At 46.3% G+C, this 14,809-nt stretch carries 12 protein-coding genes; 8 read left to right on the top strand and 4 right to left on the bottom strand.

The genetic code is table 11. The features are described 5' to 3' along the window. The first annotated feature begins 222 nt into the window (after positions 1-222). The 8 genes from ribF to carB all read left to right on the top strand — a co-directional run bounded on the left by ribF (position 223) and on the right by carB (position 11,983). Positions 223-1,167: a bifunctional riboflavin kinase/FAD synthetase gene (gene ribF, locus AAY47_RS02745; protein WP_047766713.1), complete on the top strand. Its 945-nt coding sequence runs from the start codon at positions 223-225 to the stop codon at positions 1,165-1,167. Between the two features lie 26 nt (positions 1,168-1,193). Next, positions 1,194-4,007, top strand: coding sequence for an isoleucine--tRNA ligase (ileS, locus tag AAY47_RS02740; protein WP_047766712.1), 2,814 nt, complete (start codon positions 1,194-1,196; stop codon positions 4,005-4,007). After that, on the top strand, positions 4,007-4,519 hold the full coding sequence (gene lspA, locus AAY47_RS02735) for a signal peptidase II (protein ID WP_047766711.1): 513 nt from the start codon (positions 4,007-4,009) through the stop codon (positions 4,517-4,519). Before ileS ends, lspA begins: the two co-directional genes overlap by 1 nt. A gap of 117 nt (positions 4,520-4,636) precedes the next feature. Next, positions 4,637-5,107 carry an FKBP-type peptidyl-prolyl cis-trans isomerase gene (fkpB, locus tag AAY47_RS02730; RefSeq protein WP_047766710.1) on the top strand — a complete coding sequence of 157 codons (471 nt, stop codon included), beginning with the start codon at positions 4,637-4,639 and terminating at the stop codon, positions 5,105-5,107. After that, positions 5,088-6,041, top strand: coding sequence for a 4-hydroxy-3-methylbut-2-enyl diphosphate reductase (ispH, locus tag AAY47_RS02725; protein WP_047766709.1), 954 nt, complete (start codon positions 5,088-5,090; stop codon positions 6,039-6,041). The genes fkpB and ispH overlap by 20 nt, the downstream gene beginning before the upstream one ends. Positions 6,042-6,320: 279 nt before the next feature. Continuing rightward, positions 6,321-7,142 carry a 4-hydroxy-tetrahydrodipicolinate reductase gene (gene dapB, locus AAY47_RS02720; RefSeq protein WP_047766708.1) on the top strand — a complete coding sequence of 274 codons (822 nt, stop codon included), beginning with the start codon at positions 6,321-6,323 and terminating at the stop codon, positions 7,140-7,142. A 438-nt stretch (positions 7,143-7,580) separates the two neighbouring features. Further along, the gene (carA, locus tag AAY47_RS02715) at positions 7,581-8,741 is read left to right on the top strand and encodes a glutamine-hydrolyzing carbamoyl-phosphate synthase small subunit (RefSeq protein ID WP_047766707.1); all 1,161 of its coding nucleotides are present in this window, start codon (positions 7,581-7,583) and stop codon (positions 8,739-8,741) included. A gap of 17 nt (positions 8,742-8,758) precedes the next feature. Further along, entirely contained in the window at positions 8,759-11,983 is a 3,225-nt protein-coding gene (carB, locus tag AAY47_RS02710; protein WP_047766706.1) for a carbamoyl-phosphate synthase large subunit, read from the top strand. A 103-nt stretch (positions 11,984-12,086) separates the two neighbouring features. Here the strand turns inward: carB and AAY47_RS02705 are convergent, their stop codons facing one another. From AAY47_RS02705 to AAY47_RS02690, 4 genes are all read right to left on the bottom strand, one after another. Next, on the bottom strand, positions 12,087-12,350 hold the full coding sequence (locus AAY47_RS02705; RefSeq protein WP_327213530.1) for a helix-turn-helix transcriptional regulator: 264 nt from the start codon (positions 12,348-12,350) through the stop codon (positions 12,087-12,089). Positions 12,351-12,380: 30 nt separating this feature from the next. Then, the gene (locus AAY47_RS02700; protein WP_047766704.1) at positions 12,381-13,217 is read right to left on the bottom strand and encodes a pilus assembly protein; all 837 of its coding nucleotides are present in this window, start codon (positions 13,215-13,217) and stop codon (positions 12,381-12,383) included. A 64-nt stretch (positions 13,218-13,281) separates the two neighbouring features. Continuing rightward, complete coding sequence (locus AAY47_RS02695; RefSeq protein WP_047766703.1) at positions 13,282-13,845, bottom strand: fimbrial protein; 564 nt, start codon at positions 13,843-13,845, stop codon at positions 13,282-13,284. 119 nt (positions 13,846-13,964) lie between these two features. Continuing rightward, positions 13,965-14,723 (bottom strand): fimbria/pilus periplasmic chaperone, encoded by a 759-nt coding sequence (locus AAY47_RS02690; RefSeq protein ID WP_047766702.1) that lies wholly within the window; start codon positions 14,721-14,723, stop codon positions 13,965-13,967. Positions 14,724-14,809: the final 86 nt, after the last annotated feature.

Below are 14,809 nucleotides of genomic sequence, written 5' to 3'. Positions count from 1 at the left end.
GATGGGGCGGGATTTTATCAGCTTACTCAGAGGGAATACAGTCTTTCGCAATAAAAAACTGAATGAATCACAGAGAAATGCGATAAATTAAATATTTTTCGGGCATCTGGCCTATTTTTATTGTATGAATCAGGTTATTAATTAAAACCCTTTGTGATCGTGGGTTAACCTTGCGCTTTGTACAAGGTATAATCCGGCAATTTCCACGGTATTGAGCCAGCTATGGAGCTAATTCGCGGTATACACAATATCCGGGCGCGTCACCATGGTTGCGTGCTGACGATTGGTAATTTTGATGGTGTCCATCGCGGGCATCAGGCTTTATTAAAACACTTGAAGCAAGAAGGGCAGCGTCTCGGATTACCGACAATGGTCATGATTTTCGAACCGCAGCCTCTGGAAGTTTTTGCGCCAGATAAAGCGCCAGCCCGCCTGACAAGGCTGAGAGATAAAATAAAGTATCTAGCCCAAAATGGCGTTGATTATCTGTTATGTGTGAAATTTGACAAACATTTTGCAGCCAACTCACCTGAAGCCTTTGTTTCACAGTTGCTCGTTGAAAAACTGGGGGTTAAATTTTTGGCAATAGGCGATGATTTCCGTTTTGGCAAAAATCGCCGCGGGGATTTCCACTATTTGCAGCAAGCAGGTAAACAATACCGTTTTGATGTCGCCAGCACAGACAGTTTTTGTGACAGCGGTCTTAGGATCAGCAGTACAGCCATTCGTCAGGCACTGCAAAGTGATGACCTGGCCTTGGCCGAAATATTACTGGGGCATCCTTACAGTATAAGTGGCAGAGTTGTTCACGGTAAGCAATTGGGACGCACCATCGGTTTTCCTACTGCTAACTTACCGTTGAAACGTCTGGTTGCGCCTGTTCTGGGTGTTTATGCTGTTGACGTCCATGGATTGGGCAATAACCCCCTACCGGGTGTTGCAAACATCGGCAATCGCCCTACCGTTGCGGGTCAAGGCCTGCAACTTGAAGTGCATTTGATTGATACCCAAATGGATCTGTATGGGCATCATATTGATGTGGTATTGCGCAAAAAATTGCGTAATGAGCAGCGATTTGCTTCGCTTGATGCGCTTAAACAGCAAATCGCAAATGATGTGGTTGCTGCAAGGAACTATCTCTTGCAGCAATCCAAGTCATGTATCTAGCGGAAAATTGGAACTGAGAATCGATAATGAGTGACTACAAAAACACCCTGAATTTACCGGAAACAGGGTTCCCTATGCGCGGGGATTTAGCGAAGCGCGAACCTGATATGTTGAAACGTTGGTACAAAGAAGGTTTGTATCAGGCAATTAGAAAAGCAAAATCTGGCAAGAAAACGTTCATTTTGCATGATGGCCCTCCCTATGCAAACGGCGATATTCATATTGGTCACTCAGTTAATAAAATTCTCAAAGATATTGTTATTAAGTCCAAAGGGCTGTCAGGCTTCGACTCGCCTTATATTCCAGGTTGGGACTGCCACGGTTTGCCGATTGAGCTTAAAGTTGAGCAGATTATCGGCAAACCAGGGGAAAAATTTTCCGCCGCTGAGTTCCGTGCTGAGTGCCGCAAGTATGCTATGACTCAGGTTGAAGCACAGAAAGCAGGCTTCAAACGTCTGGGTGTCCTGGGCGATTGGGATAAACCTTACCTGACCATGGACTTCAAAACAGAAGCCGACATCATTCGTACTCTCGGCCGCGTTATCAAAAATGGGCACTTGCTGAAAGGCGTAAAACCCGTTCACTGGTGTACTGATTGTGGTTCCTCCCTCGCCGAAGCGGAAGTGGAATACTACGATAAAACGTCCCCTTCCACCGACGTGCGCTTCGTGGCCGTTGATGCCGATGCCGTGTACGCCAAATTTGATGTACAACCACAAGGTCTGCCTGTTTCCTTAATTATCTGGACCACCACCCCGTGGACATTACCAGCAAACCGTGCGATTGCCCTGGGTGCCGAAATCACCTACCAATTGGTCAAAATCAATGACGAATGTATCATTCTGGCGGCTGAACTTGTCGAAAGTGTTATGCTGCGCGCGGGTATCACTGCATGGGAAGTTTTAGGTGATTGCCCGGGAGCCTATCTTGAACTGATGCGCTTTAGCCATCCATTCATGAGCTACGATGTTCCTGCTATCCTCGGTAATCACGTCACCCTTGAAGCCGGTACAGGGGCAGTTCATACCGCAGGTGGTCATGGCCCAGACGATTACGCTATCAGCTTAAAATATGGCCTTGAAATTGCTAACCCCGTTGGCCCGAATGGTTGCTATCTCTCCGGCACTTACCCTTCTCTGGATGGACAATTTGTCTTCAAAGCTAACGACATCATTGTTGAATTGCTGAAAGAGAAAGGCGCATTGCTGCATACGGCAAAAATTCAACACAGCTACCCGTGCTGCTGGCGCCACAAAAAACCGATTATCTTCCGTGCAACACCACAATGGTTCATCAGCATGGACAAAAAGGGTTTGCGCGAACAATCGCTGAAAGAGATCAAAGATGTTCAGTGGATACCTGGCTGGGGACAGGCACGTATCGAATCAATGGTAGAAAGCCGTCCAGACTGGTGTATCTCTCGCCAGCGTACATGGTGCGTGCCAATGTCTCTGTTCATTCATAAAGAGACCCAAGAGCTACATCCTCGCACCGTTGAATTGATTGAAGAAGTCGCCAAACGCGTTGAAGTCGATGGCATTCAAGCATGGTGGGATCTGGATGCAACAGAACTACTGGGTGATGAGTCCGTAAATTACACCAAAGCACCAGATACGCTGGATGTTTGGTTTGATTCAGGCAGTACCCATTCTTCGGTTGTAGATGCACGTCCAGAATTCAACGGCAATTCAGCCGATCTGTATCTGGAAGGTTCTGACCAGCACCGTGGCTGGTTTATGTCTTCACTGATGCTGTCCACTGCGATTAAAGGCAAAGCCCCTTACCGTCAGGTTCTGACTCATGGTTTTACCGTTGATGAACAAGGGCGTAAAATGTCCAAATCCATCGGCAATACCATCAGCCCGCAAGATGTGATGAACAAACTGGGCGCAGATATCCTGCGTTTATGGGTGGCAGCCACTGATTATACTGGCGAAATCGCTGTTTCTGACGAGATCTTGAAACGTTCGGCTGATGCTTACCGCCGTATCCGCAATACCGCCCGGTTCTTGCTGGCAAACCTGAACGGTTTCAACCCGGAAGAGCACATGGTAAAAGCAGAGGATATGGTGGTTCTGGATCGCTGGGCAGTCGGCCGTGCTCAGGCAGCACAGGCAGATATCCTCAAACACTATGAAGAGTATGATTTCCACTCAGTAGTTCAACGCTTGATGCAGTTCTGTTCTGTGGAGATGGGTTCGTTCTATCTGGATATCATCAAAGATCGCCAGTACACCGCGAAAAGTGACGGCCTTGCTCGTCGTAGCTGCCAGACTGCCCTGTACCATATCGCAGAAGCCCTGGTTCGCTGGATGATGCCGATCCTGTCGTTCACTGCCGATGAAATCTGGCATGAATTGCCCGGTAAACGTGCTCAATATGTCTTTACCGAAGAGTGGTATGACGGTCTGTTTGGTCTGGCAGATGGTGAAGATATGAACGATACTTTCTGGGCTGATCTGCTGGCAGTACGCGGCGAAGTGAACAAAGTTCTGGAACAGGCACGTGCCGATAAACATATCCGCAGTTCACTGGAAGCGGCTGTCACACTCTATGCCGATGAAGCTCTGGCGGAAAAACTCAACCAACTGTCCGATGAACTGCGTTTTGTCCTGCTGACCTCTCAGGTTGACGTTGCCGCTTATGCAGCCGCCGGTGAGGATGCGCAGCAAAGTGAAATTGCTGGCTTGAAAATCGCCTTGCGTAAAGCAGACGGAGAAAAATGTCCACGTTGCTGGCATTATGCTGAAAACGTGGGCTTGGTGGCGGAACATGCTGAACTTTGCGGCCGCTGTGTGACTAACGTTGCCGGTAACGGTGAAGAGCGTAAATTTGCCTGATGAGTACACCCATTTGTTCCACCGGACTTCGCTGGCTCTGGCTGGTTGTCGTGGTATTAATACTGGATTTGGGCAGCAAGCATTTCGTGTTGCAGCATTTCACGCTGTATGAATCCATGCCATTGATACCTTATTTCAATCTGACTTACGCCCAGAATTTAGGGGCAGCCTTTAGTTTTCTGGCTGATAAGGGCGGCTGGCAGCGTTGGTTCTTTGCATTGGTGGCTGTTGCCATCACAGTTATACTGCTGGTCATGATGTATCGTTCCCATGCCAGGCAAAAACTGAACAATATTGCCTACGCTTTGGTGATTGGTGGGGCATTGGGAAATTTGTTCGACAGGCTGGTTCATGGCTTTGTTGTCGATTTCATCGACTTTTATGTCGGAGAATGGCACTGGCCTACCTTTAATATTGCAGATTCTGCAATTTGCATCGGGGCAGCTCTCATTATCATAGAGAGCTTTATCAGCCCTGGTGACAAGGACAAGCAAGCGATCTCGAAAACTTAGTCATTGAAAGAATGATAATAAAACCAGCTCCGGCTTAGTTAACCGGGGCTGGTAACTTCGTCTATACCCAATAGGGGTATATTTGCAATCATTTTTTAAGTAAAAGGCTTGAGCAATATGTCAATGCAGGTGCAAACGCACAGTGCAGTTTTATTACATTTCACATTAAAGCTGGATGATGGCTCTATAGCAGACTCGACTTACAACCAAGGTAAACCCGCATTATTCCGCCTCGGTGATGGTAGTCTTTCTGCCCCACTGGAAGAGCAACTTCTTGGTTTGAAAGTCGGTGATAAACATCAATTTACTCTGGCTGGAGAAACTATTTTTGGCAAACACCACCCTGATTTAGTGCAATATTTCACTCCTCGTGATTTTTCCGATGCCGGTATCCCAGAAGTGGGAACCATCATGTTATTTACAGCCATGAACGGCAGTGAAATGCCAGGGTTTATCAAAGACGTGGCTGAAGGTTCCATTACTGTTGATTTTAACCATCCGCTGGCTGAACAAAACATCACTTTTGAGATTGAAGTGCTGGAAATTGACCCTCAGTTGGAAGAAAACCATGCAAATATTGCTGGCTAACCCTCGTGGTTTCTGTGCCGGTGTTGATCGTGCTATCAGCATCGTGGAACGCGCACTGGAATTGTACGGTGCCCCTATCTATGTTCGCCATGAAGTGGTGCATAACCGTTATGTGGTTGACAATCTCAGGAAGCGTGGCGCTATCTTCATTGAAGAAATTTCAGAAGTGCCTGATGGCGCTATTCTGATCTTCTCAGCCCACGGTGTTTCCCAAGCCATTCGTGCAGAAGCCCGCTCCCGTAACTTAACCATGCTGTTTGATGCAACCTGCCCATTAGTCACCAAAGTCCATATGGAAGTGGCAAGGGCGAGTCGCAAAGGCAAAGAGGCGATTTTAATCGGTCATGCCGGTCATCCCGAAGTAGAAGGCACCATGGGGCAATACAATAACCCCAACGGGGGGATGTATCTGGTGGAATCACCGGAAGATGTGTGGAAACTGCAAGTTAAAGATGAGAATAACCTCTGCTTTATGACCCAGACGACACTTTCTGTTGATGACACCTCAGAAGTGATTGATGCACTTAACGCAAGGTTTCCCAATATTGTCGGCCCACGCAAAGATGATATCTGCTATGCCACCACTAACCGTCAGGAAGCGGTACGTGATTTGGCATCAGGGGCTGATGTCGTGTTAGTTGTTGGTTCTAAAAACTCATCAAATTCAAATCGCCTGGCCGAACTCGCACAACGCGTAGGCAAGCCTGCTTATTTGATTGATTCAGCTAAGGATATCCAGGCAGAGTGGATCACTGGTGTGAACGCAGTGGGCGTCACTGCGGGGGCATCGGCCCCGGATATTTTGGTACAGCAGGTGATTGAACGCCTGAAAACGTTTGGCGCAGAAACAGTTAACGAACTGCATGGCAGAGAAGAAAATATCGTTTTTGAAGTACCAAAAGAGTTACGGGTTGAAGTGAAAGAGGTTAATTGAAGTAATTTTATTTAATTATCCCGCCATTCAAATATACACGATAAACTTCAAGTTTATCGTGTATATAAACCCTCATAAATCTACCTTACGCCCTTCATCTTTCAAGTTACTATTTTGTTAACTACGCAACGATAAATAAATTTTTTTTATAATTTCCAACATGATCCCTGTTTTTCTTATGACCACGCTATAAATCTGGCGCTGCCAGTCCTTGCCAGTTAAGCTGTAGAACAGTTTCCTTTGTCACCTCAATTAAAAATGATTTACAGAGAGGGCCTTATGGCTGATACAGATATTCGCGTTGCTATCGTCGGTGCTGGTGGGCGCATGGGACGCAATCTTATTCAGGCCGTCCAGCTGTTGGATGGTGTTACACTGGGTGCAGCATTAGAGCGCTCCGGCTCTTCATTGGTGGGAACCGATGCGGGAGAGCTGGCGGGGATCGGTAAAAACGGTGTGATGATTAATGATGATCTGCATCAAGTCATTGAACACTTTGATGTCCTGGTCGATTTTACGCGTCCTGAAGGCACATTAGCCTACCTCTCCATTTGTCGGCAATATCACAAATCCATGATCATCGGAACAACAGGTTTTGATGATGCCGGTAAACACGCGATTGCAGAAGCCTCCCGTGAAATCCCTATTGTTTTTGCGGCAAATTTTAGTGTTGGTGTCAATTTGGTACTAAAACTGCTGGAAAAAGCGGCCACAGTGATGGGGGAATATACCGACATCGAGATTATTGAAGCCCACCACCGCCATAAAGTGGATGCGCCGTCGGGAACCGCACTGGCAATGGGAGAGTCTATCGCTAATGCATTAGGCCGTGATCTCAAAACCTGCGCCGTTTATACCCGTGAAGGCCATACGGGAGAACGCGATCCTAAAAGCATTGGATTTGCCACCATCCGGGCAGGTGATATCGTTGGAGAGCATACCGCGATCTTTGCCGATCTCGGTGAACGTGTAGAGATAAGCCACAAAGCTTCAAGCCGCATGACCTTTGCTAATGGCGCTATTAAAGCAGCAATGTGGTTAACAGGGAGAAACAGTGGGCTTTATAATATGAAAGATGTACTGAGCCTTGACAAGATTTAATTTTATAAAGTCATAACCATATGTAATTACGCAATTATTTTATAAATAGTTGCGTAATAATGATATATAGGAAATATACCCATCAAAGAGCCAAATTAAGCACCATTTTCATAATAATAGTTAGCCTTTTTGTTGCTTTTTTCCCATAAACACAAAAAAAGCGCGATATTTTTGCTGTTCTTAAGTTTTCTCTCACCATAATCGTTTATCTGCTTCCACTTTCCTTATATTTTTTAGCTATATTTACTCAATATGAGACTGAGCGTTGTAAAAAAGCCAATAAAAATGCCATTTTTTGTAGACAACCCCCACTCTCATCATTAGAATGCGCGCAATTTGCCAAAATTTTGTCAAAAATCAGGATTGGCATTGATTTTAAGGATTAATTTTGAATTAATATGCATTGGATGCAACTAATTATTCATTTCGGAGGGCGTTTTGATTAAGTCAGCTATATTGGTTCTGGAAGATGGAACCCAATTTCACGGTCGCGCTATTGGTATAGAAGGTGTGGCTGTTGGAGAAGTGGTCTTCAATACCTCAATGACCGGATATCAAGAAATACTTACCGACCCTTCCTATTCCCGCCAAATTGTTACTCTTACTTATCCCCATATTGGTAATGTCGGCATCAATGCCGCAGATGAAGAATCCCCCGCCATTCAAGCCCAAGGCTTAGTTATTCGTGATTTACCCTTAGTGACCAGCAATTTCCGCAGTGAAGAAAACCTGTCTGATTACCTGAAACGTCACAATATTGTCGCTATCGCAGATATCGATACACGCAAGCTAACCCGTCTGTTAAGAGAAAAAGGGGCACAGAACGGCTGTATCATTGCAGGTAATGAGGCGGATGCCGAAGTTGCGCGGGAAAAAGCACAAGCGTTCCCAGGCCTGAAAGGCATGGATTTGGCAAAAGAAGTCACGACGGCACAATCTTATCAATGGGTACAAGGAAGCTGGACGTTAGCGGATGGGCTACCCGAAGCGCGTAAAGAGCAAGAATTGCCTTACCACATTGTGGCCTATGATTTTGGGGTGAAGCGCAACATCCTGCGTATGCTGGTCGATCGTGGCTGCCGCGTTACCGTAGTACCGGCAAAAACGCCCGCCGATGAAGTCCTGAAAATGGCACCGGATGGTATTTTCCTGTCTAATGGACCGGGTGATCCAGAGCCATGTGACTATGCTATCGAAGCGATTAAAACCTTCCTGGATACCGAAATTCCTGTATTTGGCATCTGCTTAGGGCACCAGTTGCTGGCGCTGGCCAGTGGTGCAAAAACCGTGAAAATGAAGTTTGGTCATCACGGTGGCAACCATCCCGTCAAAGATCTGGATCGCAATGTTGTCATGATCACTGCACAGAACCACGGTTTTGCTGTTGATGAAAGCTCACTGCCTGCCAATCTGCGTGTAACGCATAAATCACTCTTTGATGGCACCTTGCAAGGCATTCATCGTACTGACAAACCCGCATTCAGTTTTCAGGGACACCCTGAAGCCAGCCCGGGTCCACATGAAGCCGCTTCACTATTCGATCATTTTATCGAGTTAATTGAGCAATATCGTCAGGCAAACGTTCAGAACACCAAATAATCAGGAGAAGAAGAAAAATGGCAAAACGTACTGATATTAAAAGTATCCTGATCTTAGGTGCTGGCCCTATTGTTATCGGCCAGGCTTGTGAATTTGACTACTCTGGCGCACAGGCTTGTAAGGCACTGCGGGAAGAAGGTTATCGTGTCATTCTGGTCAACTCGAACCCGGCCACGATAATGACCGATCCTGAAATGGCTGATGCGACTTATATCGAGCCGATCCATTGGGAAGTGGTACGCAAAATTATTGAAAAAGAGCGCCCGGATGCCATTTTGCCAACCATGGGCGGGCAAACGGCACTCAACTGTGCATTGGAACTGGAGCGTCAAGGCGTACTGCAAGAATTTGACGTCACCATGATTGGTGCTACCGCTGATGCCATTGATAAGGCAGAAGATCGCCAGCGTTTTGACAAGGCGATGAAAAAAATCGGTCTGGACACCGCACGTTCTGGTATTGCCCACACGATGGAAGAAGCGCTGGCGGTCGCCGAAGAAGTCGGTTTCCCTTGTATTATCCGCCCCTCTTTTACCATGGGTGGAAGTGGTGGTGGGATCGCCTACAACCGGGAAGGGTTCGAAGAAATCTGCGAACGCGGCTTAGACCTCTCTCCAACCAACGAATTGCTGATCGATGAATCCCTGATTGGCTGGAAAGAGTATGAAATGGAGGTGGTGCGGGACAAAAACGATAACTGCATTATCATCTGCGCCATTGAAAACTTCGATCCCATGGGTATCCATACCGGTGACTCCATCACCGTAGCGCCAGCACAGACACTGACCGACAAAGAATACCAAATCATGCGTAACGCTTCGATGGAAGTATTACGTGAAATTGGTGTAGAAACCGGTGGTTCAAACGTTCAGTTCGCAGTGAACCCGAAAAATGGCCGCCTGATCGTCATTGAAATGAACCCACGAGTCTCCCGTTCATCCGCACTGGCTTCCAAGGCAACAGGTTTCCCAATCGCAAAAATCGCCGCAAAACTGGCGGTCGGTTATACCCTTGATGAATTGATGAACGACATCACGGGAGGACGTACTCCAGCCTCTTTCGAACCTTCCATCGATTATGTTGTGACGAAAATTCCTCGCTTCAACTTTGAGAAATTTGCTGGCAGCAATGACCGCCTGACCACCCAGATGAAATCTGTTGGTGAAGTGATGGCGATTGGCCGTACTTTCCAGGAATCCATGCAGAAAGCCCTGCGCGGTCTGGAAGTCGGCGCAACCGGATTTGATCCTCAAGTCAATCTGGATGATCCACAATCCCTGACCAAAATCCGCAGTGAATTGAAAAATGCCGGGGCTGAACGCATTTGGTATATCGCCGATGCTTTCCGCGCGGGCCTGTCTGTTGATGGACTCTTCAACCTGACCAATATCGACCGCTGGTTCCTGGTGCAAATTGAAGAGTTGATTCGTCTGGAAGAACAAGTTGCAGAACAAGGTATTAACGGACTGACCTCTGATTTCTTGCGTCATCTGAAACGCAAAGGTTTTGCTGATGCGCGGCTGGCGAAACTGGTGGGTGTCTCCGGTAAAGAGATCCGTAAGTTACGCTATGACTACAACTTATATCCAGTCTACAAGCGGGTTGATACCTGTGCGGCAGAGTTCTCTACTGATACTGCTTACATGTACTCCACATACGAAGACGAATGTGAATCCAACCCGAACAATGACAAACCAAAAATCATGGTATTGGGCGGAGGCCCGAACCGCATCGGACAAGGTATTGAGTTCGATTACTGCTGTGTACATGCTTCGCTGGCACTGCGTGAAGACGGTTTTGAGACCATCATGGTGAACTGTAACCCTGAAACGGTTTCTACCGATTATGACACGTCCGATCGTCTTTACTTTGAACCTGTGACACTGGAAGACGTGCTGGAAATTGTGCGGGTTGAACAACCCAAAGGGGTTATCGTGCAATATGGCGGCCAGACACCACTGAAACTGGCTCGTGAACTGGAAGCGGAGGGTGTCCCTATTATCGGCACCAGCCCTGATGCCATTGATCGTGCAGAAGACCGCGAGCGTTTCCAGCAAGCGGTTAATCGTCTTGGCCTGAAACAACCCGCCAATGCCACGGTATCCACTATCGAGCTGGCGGTTGAAAAAGGGAATGAGATTGGTTATCCGCTGGTCGTTCGTCCATCGTATGTGCTGGGCGGGCGTGCAATGGAAATCGTATACGACGAGTCAGACTTGCGCCGTTACTTCCAGACTGCGGTTAGCGTATCCAACGATGCGCCCGTCCTGCTGGATCGCTTCCTTGATGATGCTGTTGAAGTTGATGTGGATGCTATCTGTGATGGTGAACGTGTCCTGATTGGCGGCATTATGGAACATATCGAGCAAGCGGGTGTTCACTCCGGTGACTCAGCCTGTTCTTTGCCGGCTTATACCCTGAGCAAAGAAATTCAGGATGTGATGCGCCAGCAAGTTGAAAAACTGGCCTTTGAACTGCGTGTCCGTGGCCTGATGAACGTCCAGTTTGCGGTGAAAGACAACGAAGTTTATCTGATTGAAGTGAACCCACGCGCAGCACGTACCGTCCCCTTTGTTTCCAAAGCAACGGGGATGCCACTGGCAAAAATAGCGGCACGTGTGATGGCAGGCCAGTCTCTGCTTGAGCAAGGGACAATTGAAGAGATTATTCCACCTTACTACTCCGTCAAAGAGGTGGTACTGCCATTCAATAAATTCCCAGGCGTTGACCCCATTCTGGGACCCGAAATGCGTTCTACCGGTGAAGTCATGGGGGTTGGCCGGACGTTTGCCGAAGCTTTTTCAAAAGCAATGTTAGGCAGTAATTCGACCCTGCGCAAAAAAGGCCGGGCACTACTGTCTGTACGCGAAGGGGATAAAGAGCGGGTTGTCGATTTGGCGGCTAAGTTACTTAAACACGGCTTTGAATTGGATGCGACTCACGGTACAGCAATTGTGCTGGGTGAAGCAGGGATCAACCCGCGTTTGGTGAATAAGGTTCATGAAGGACGTCCACATATTCAGGACAGAATCAAAAACGGTGAATATGACTATATCGTTAATACCACCGCAGGCCGCCAGGCGATTGAGGATTCAAAACTGCTGCGTCGCAGCGCACTGCAATATAAAGTGCACTATGACACAACCTTGAATGGCGGTTTTGCAACGACCATGGCACTTAGCGCAGATCCGACTGAGCAGGTTATTTCGGTACAGGAAATGCACGCCAAGATTGCCAAATAGAGATTACCCTACCCAATAAAATACCGCCATTTTTGGCGGTATTTTTTAAAAAAAGCAAAGCCATTCCTGAATTGGAATGGCTGCTATCACTATAAGATAAGTGTTACAAACCCAATATTGTTTCTGCTACACAGGTATATTGATTATTCATATGAACCTTAGGGGGCATAAAACAATCCTCTAAAAACCAGTTTGCGGGCGTTTCCAGGGCAATAGAAATAGCGACCAAATGCTCCAGACTGATTTTATTGGTTCCGCGTTCATAACGTGACAATTGCTGATGACTCACCCCTATTTTGTCTGCCAGCTCTGCTGCTGTCACTCCAATTTCTTTTCTTTTCATTTGGATTCTTTTTCCTACCAGCATACTGACTTGCATAATCTCTTTACTCTCAATTTATAAATAAGTTAAATAAACTATTGCTGTACCTTCATATTTTCCGGCTTTCGGTGGTGTTAATGTGTGCAATACTGACGTCAGTGTGAAATCTTTGACCGCATTCTTTCCGTCAGCAACAACATTCACGCCATTTGCTGCATTTTGGTTATTAATTTGCAATGTCGAATATATTTGCTTATCGGAATCGAGATAAATTCTGTCTTCATCATTGGTTGATCTGGCATACAACATAATCTTGTTGCTACCAACAGCACATTCAAATGTACCGTTAATTGTGCGGGTAGCATTATTCACATCTGCCGCAGTTAATTCCCCATAAGCAATTTCAGAAGGTAATTCAATTCGACAACTTTGATTAGGGGGCGGCATTTTATTGCAAGTGGAATTGGGGAATTGTTGAGCATGACCGTATCCCGAAGCTATCTTCGTTGTATAAAACAAACCGATACAATCCGCCTCTGTACTTATGATGGTAAATGTTACTCGTTTAGGAATGCCAAATTTGCGTTTATAAGCTCGCATAACGTCAGCGGTTGTCCGATAATTACCTGCATTCAAACATACCCTTGCATCATTGCAAGAGCCGTGCATTCCCGGCTGATACCCATTCTTATACATCACATCTGGGCCAACATAGCATGTGGTATTTCCATAGCAAGGATTCGGTATCCCTTCTTCCTCAGTCCATGCAATAATTTCCATGGTTGTGACAGCCTGGTTACCTGATGGAACCATATTAACCGGCATAACATAAGCCCCACCATAAACATGCGTGGTACTGGCTAAAAACAACAGGGCTGCTAGCTTCAACAACGATTTTTTAATATGGCGCATAACTTATTTTCCAATAACATCAAACTCTGACTAAAGATCGTGGATGAAAAACCAGTCAGCATGACTAGTCGTAATTAACTTCAAACGTTGCGACAGCAGTAAATGAACCAAAACCCATATTTTTCTCTTGAATAGCACGGGGGGTGGCTTGTATATATGCCTGGAATGGAATCACATTATTTTGACTATCGGCTAATAACGGGAATTCACTGGTTTTATTAAACGGCATCGGCGTACCATCAATTTTTTCCATACCGATGGCAACACCACGAATACGCCCGTCAGATCGAATTGCCAACAGCCCCGGCAGCTCTTCGCTTTGCTCTCCTAAAAACTTGATTTTAAGTCGCTTTGTTATACGTGGGTCACAATCGTCTAAATACAGCTTAAATTGCTTGCCTTTTGTCCGATGTTGCAGATAAAGATCACGGTTAAGAATATTGCCAAAATCCACTTCTATATTTTGATTTTCTGTCTTAATCGAACAAGCAGGAGCAAGTACAGTTAACGTAATCCTGACATCCTGACGTAAATTATCCCGTGCATACGCACTTTGCTGGCTACCCACACCAAAAAGAAACAGCATCGGCAATACATATCTGGATAATCTGATGCTTAACGGATTCATTATTATTTACCCTACGGTTATCCAACCAGTTACCAAAAAAACTCACTATATTCCGGCTAATTCTGTCTTGATGCTCCACCAACACCTTGATTGATGGAACATCATCTGTACAACTTAAATCAGCTTCCATCAGTGACAGCTTTTGTCACTGCGCAGGTATTGCCACTACAGTTAAATATTAATTGTGGTCGCCCACCATAATCATTGACATAAGTCAGTATCGGCGTATTGCCTAAGGCGTTAGCGGTTCCTCCCAGTTTTTCACTACTTCTGGGTGCCAACATCAGCGGCTCAAACCCCCCGACACTTTTACCGTTCACTTTGTTCGATGCTTCTGAAATCGTGACGTAATAAGGTGTTGGGTTATTCACCACATATTGACTGCCTTCGCGGGTTAAGGTGAGTTTTTCCTGCCACGGGTTATCAAGATCAATACGGCGTGCAATCACCGCTTCCGGGCGATAGAACAGTTTGACCCGCGTCTGTAAAGCGATTTGCAGCACATTGGATTTTTCACTGCGAGGGGGGATCTCACGAATATTGAAATAGAACAGACTTTCCCGATCTTGTGGCAATTGAGCTATCGTTGGTAGTGTCTGAATTTTGATTTGGCTCTTTGCGCCAGCTTCAACACGCTGTACTGGTGGAACAATCACAAGCGGGCCGTTGATCTTATTCCCCTTCTCATCTTCAAGCCACGCCTGTGCCAAATAAGGCAAATCAAGATGCTGATTTTCAATATTCAGACTGACGGATTTGGTATTTCCATTAAAAATCACCCGAGTACGATCCAACGCTATCGCTGCCATTGCCTGATGAATGGATGTCAAACAGGTTACCGTCATGGTGGCTATCATTAGAATATTTTTCAGTTTCATAATGTCATTTGCTCATGCTCAAAAGAGATTCATATATTGATATTTCTGCACTGGCTAATCGCCATACTTTTCAGTCCAAACAGATA

Source organism: Xenorhabdus griffiniae (assembly GCF_001028135.1).
Lineage (GTDB): Bacteria > Pseudomonadota > Gammaproteobacteria > Enterobacterales > Enterobacteriaceae > Xenorhabdus > Xenorhabdus bakwenae.
The sequence above is the reverse complement of the archived record's forward strand: the minus strand, read 5'-3'. Positions and strand labels throughout refer to the sequence as shown.

Bases quoted from the DNA above. Each gene is read 5' to 3' on its own strand.
- ribF (WP_047766713.1), top strand. From the start codon at position 223: ATGGAGCTAATTCGCGGTATACACAATATCCGGGCGCGTCACCATGGT.
- ileS (WP_047766712.1), top strand. From the start codon at position 1,194: ATGAGTGACTACAAAAACACCCTGAATTTACCGGAAACAGGGTTCCCT.
- lspA (WP_047766711.1), top strand. From the start codon at position 4,007: ATGAGTACACCCATTTGTTCCACCGGACTTCGCTGGCTCTGGCTGGTT.
- fkpB (WP_047766710.1), top strand. From the start codon at position 4,637: ATGTCAATGCAGGTGCAAACGCACAGTGCAGTTTTATTACATTTCACA.
- ispH (WP_047766709.1), top strand. From the start codon at position 5,088: ATGCAAATATTGCTGGCTAACCCTCGTGGTTTCTGTGCCGGTGTTGAT.
- dapB (WP_047766708.1), top strand. From the start codon at position 6,321: ATGGCTGATACAGATATTCGCGTTGCTATCGTCGGTGCTGGTGGGCGC.
- carB (WP_047766706.1), top strand. From the start codon at position 8,759: ATGGCAAAACGTACTGATATTAAAAGTATCCTGATCTTAGGTGCTGGC.
- AAY47_RS02705 (WP_327213530.1), bottom strand. From the start codon at position 12,350: ATGCTGGTAGGAAAAAGAATCCAAATGAAAAGAAAAGAAATTGGAGTG.
- AAY47_RS02700 (WP_047766704.1), bottom strand. From the start codon at position 13,217: ATGCGCCATATTAAAAAATCGTTGTTGAAGCTAGCAGCCCTGTTGTTT.
- AAY47_RS02695 (WP_047766703.1), bottom strand. From the start codon at position 13,845: ATGAATCCGTTAAGCATCAGATTATCCAGATATGTATTGCCGATGCTG.
- AAY47_RS02690 (WP_047766702.1), bottom strand. From the start codon at position 14,723: ATGAAACTGAAAAATATTCTAATGATAGCCACCATGACGGTAACCTGT.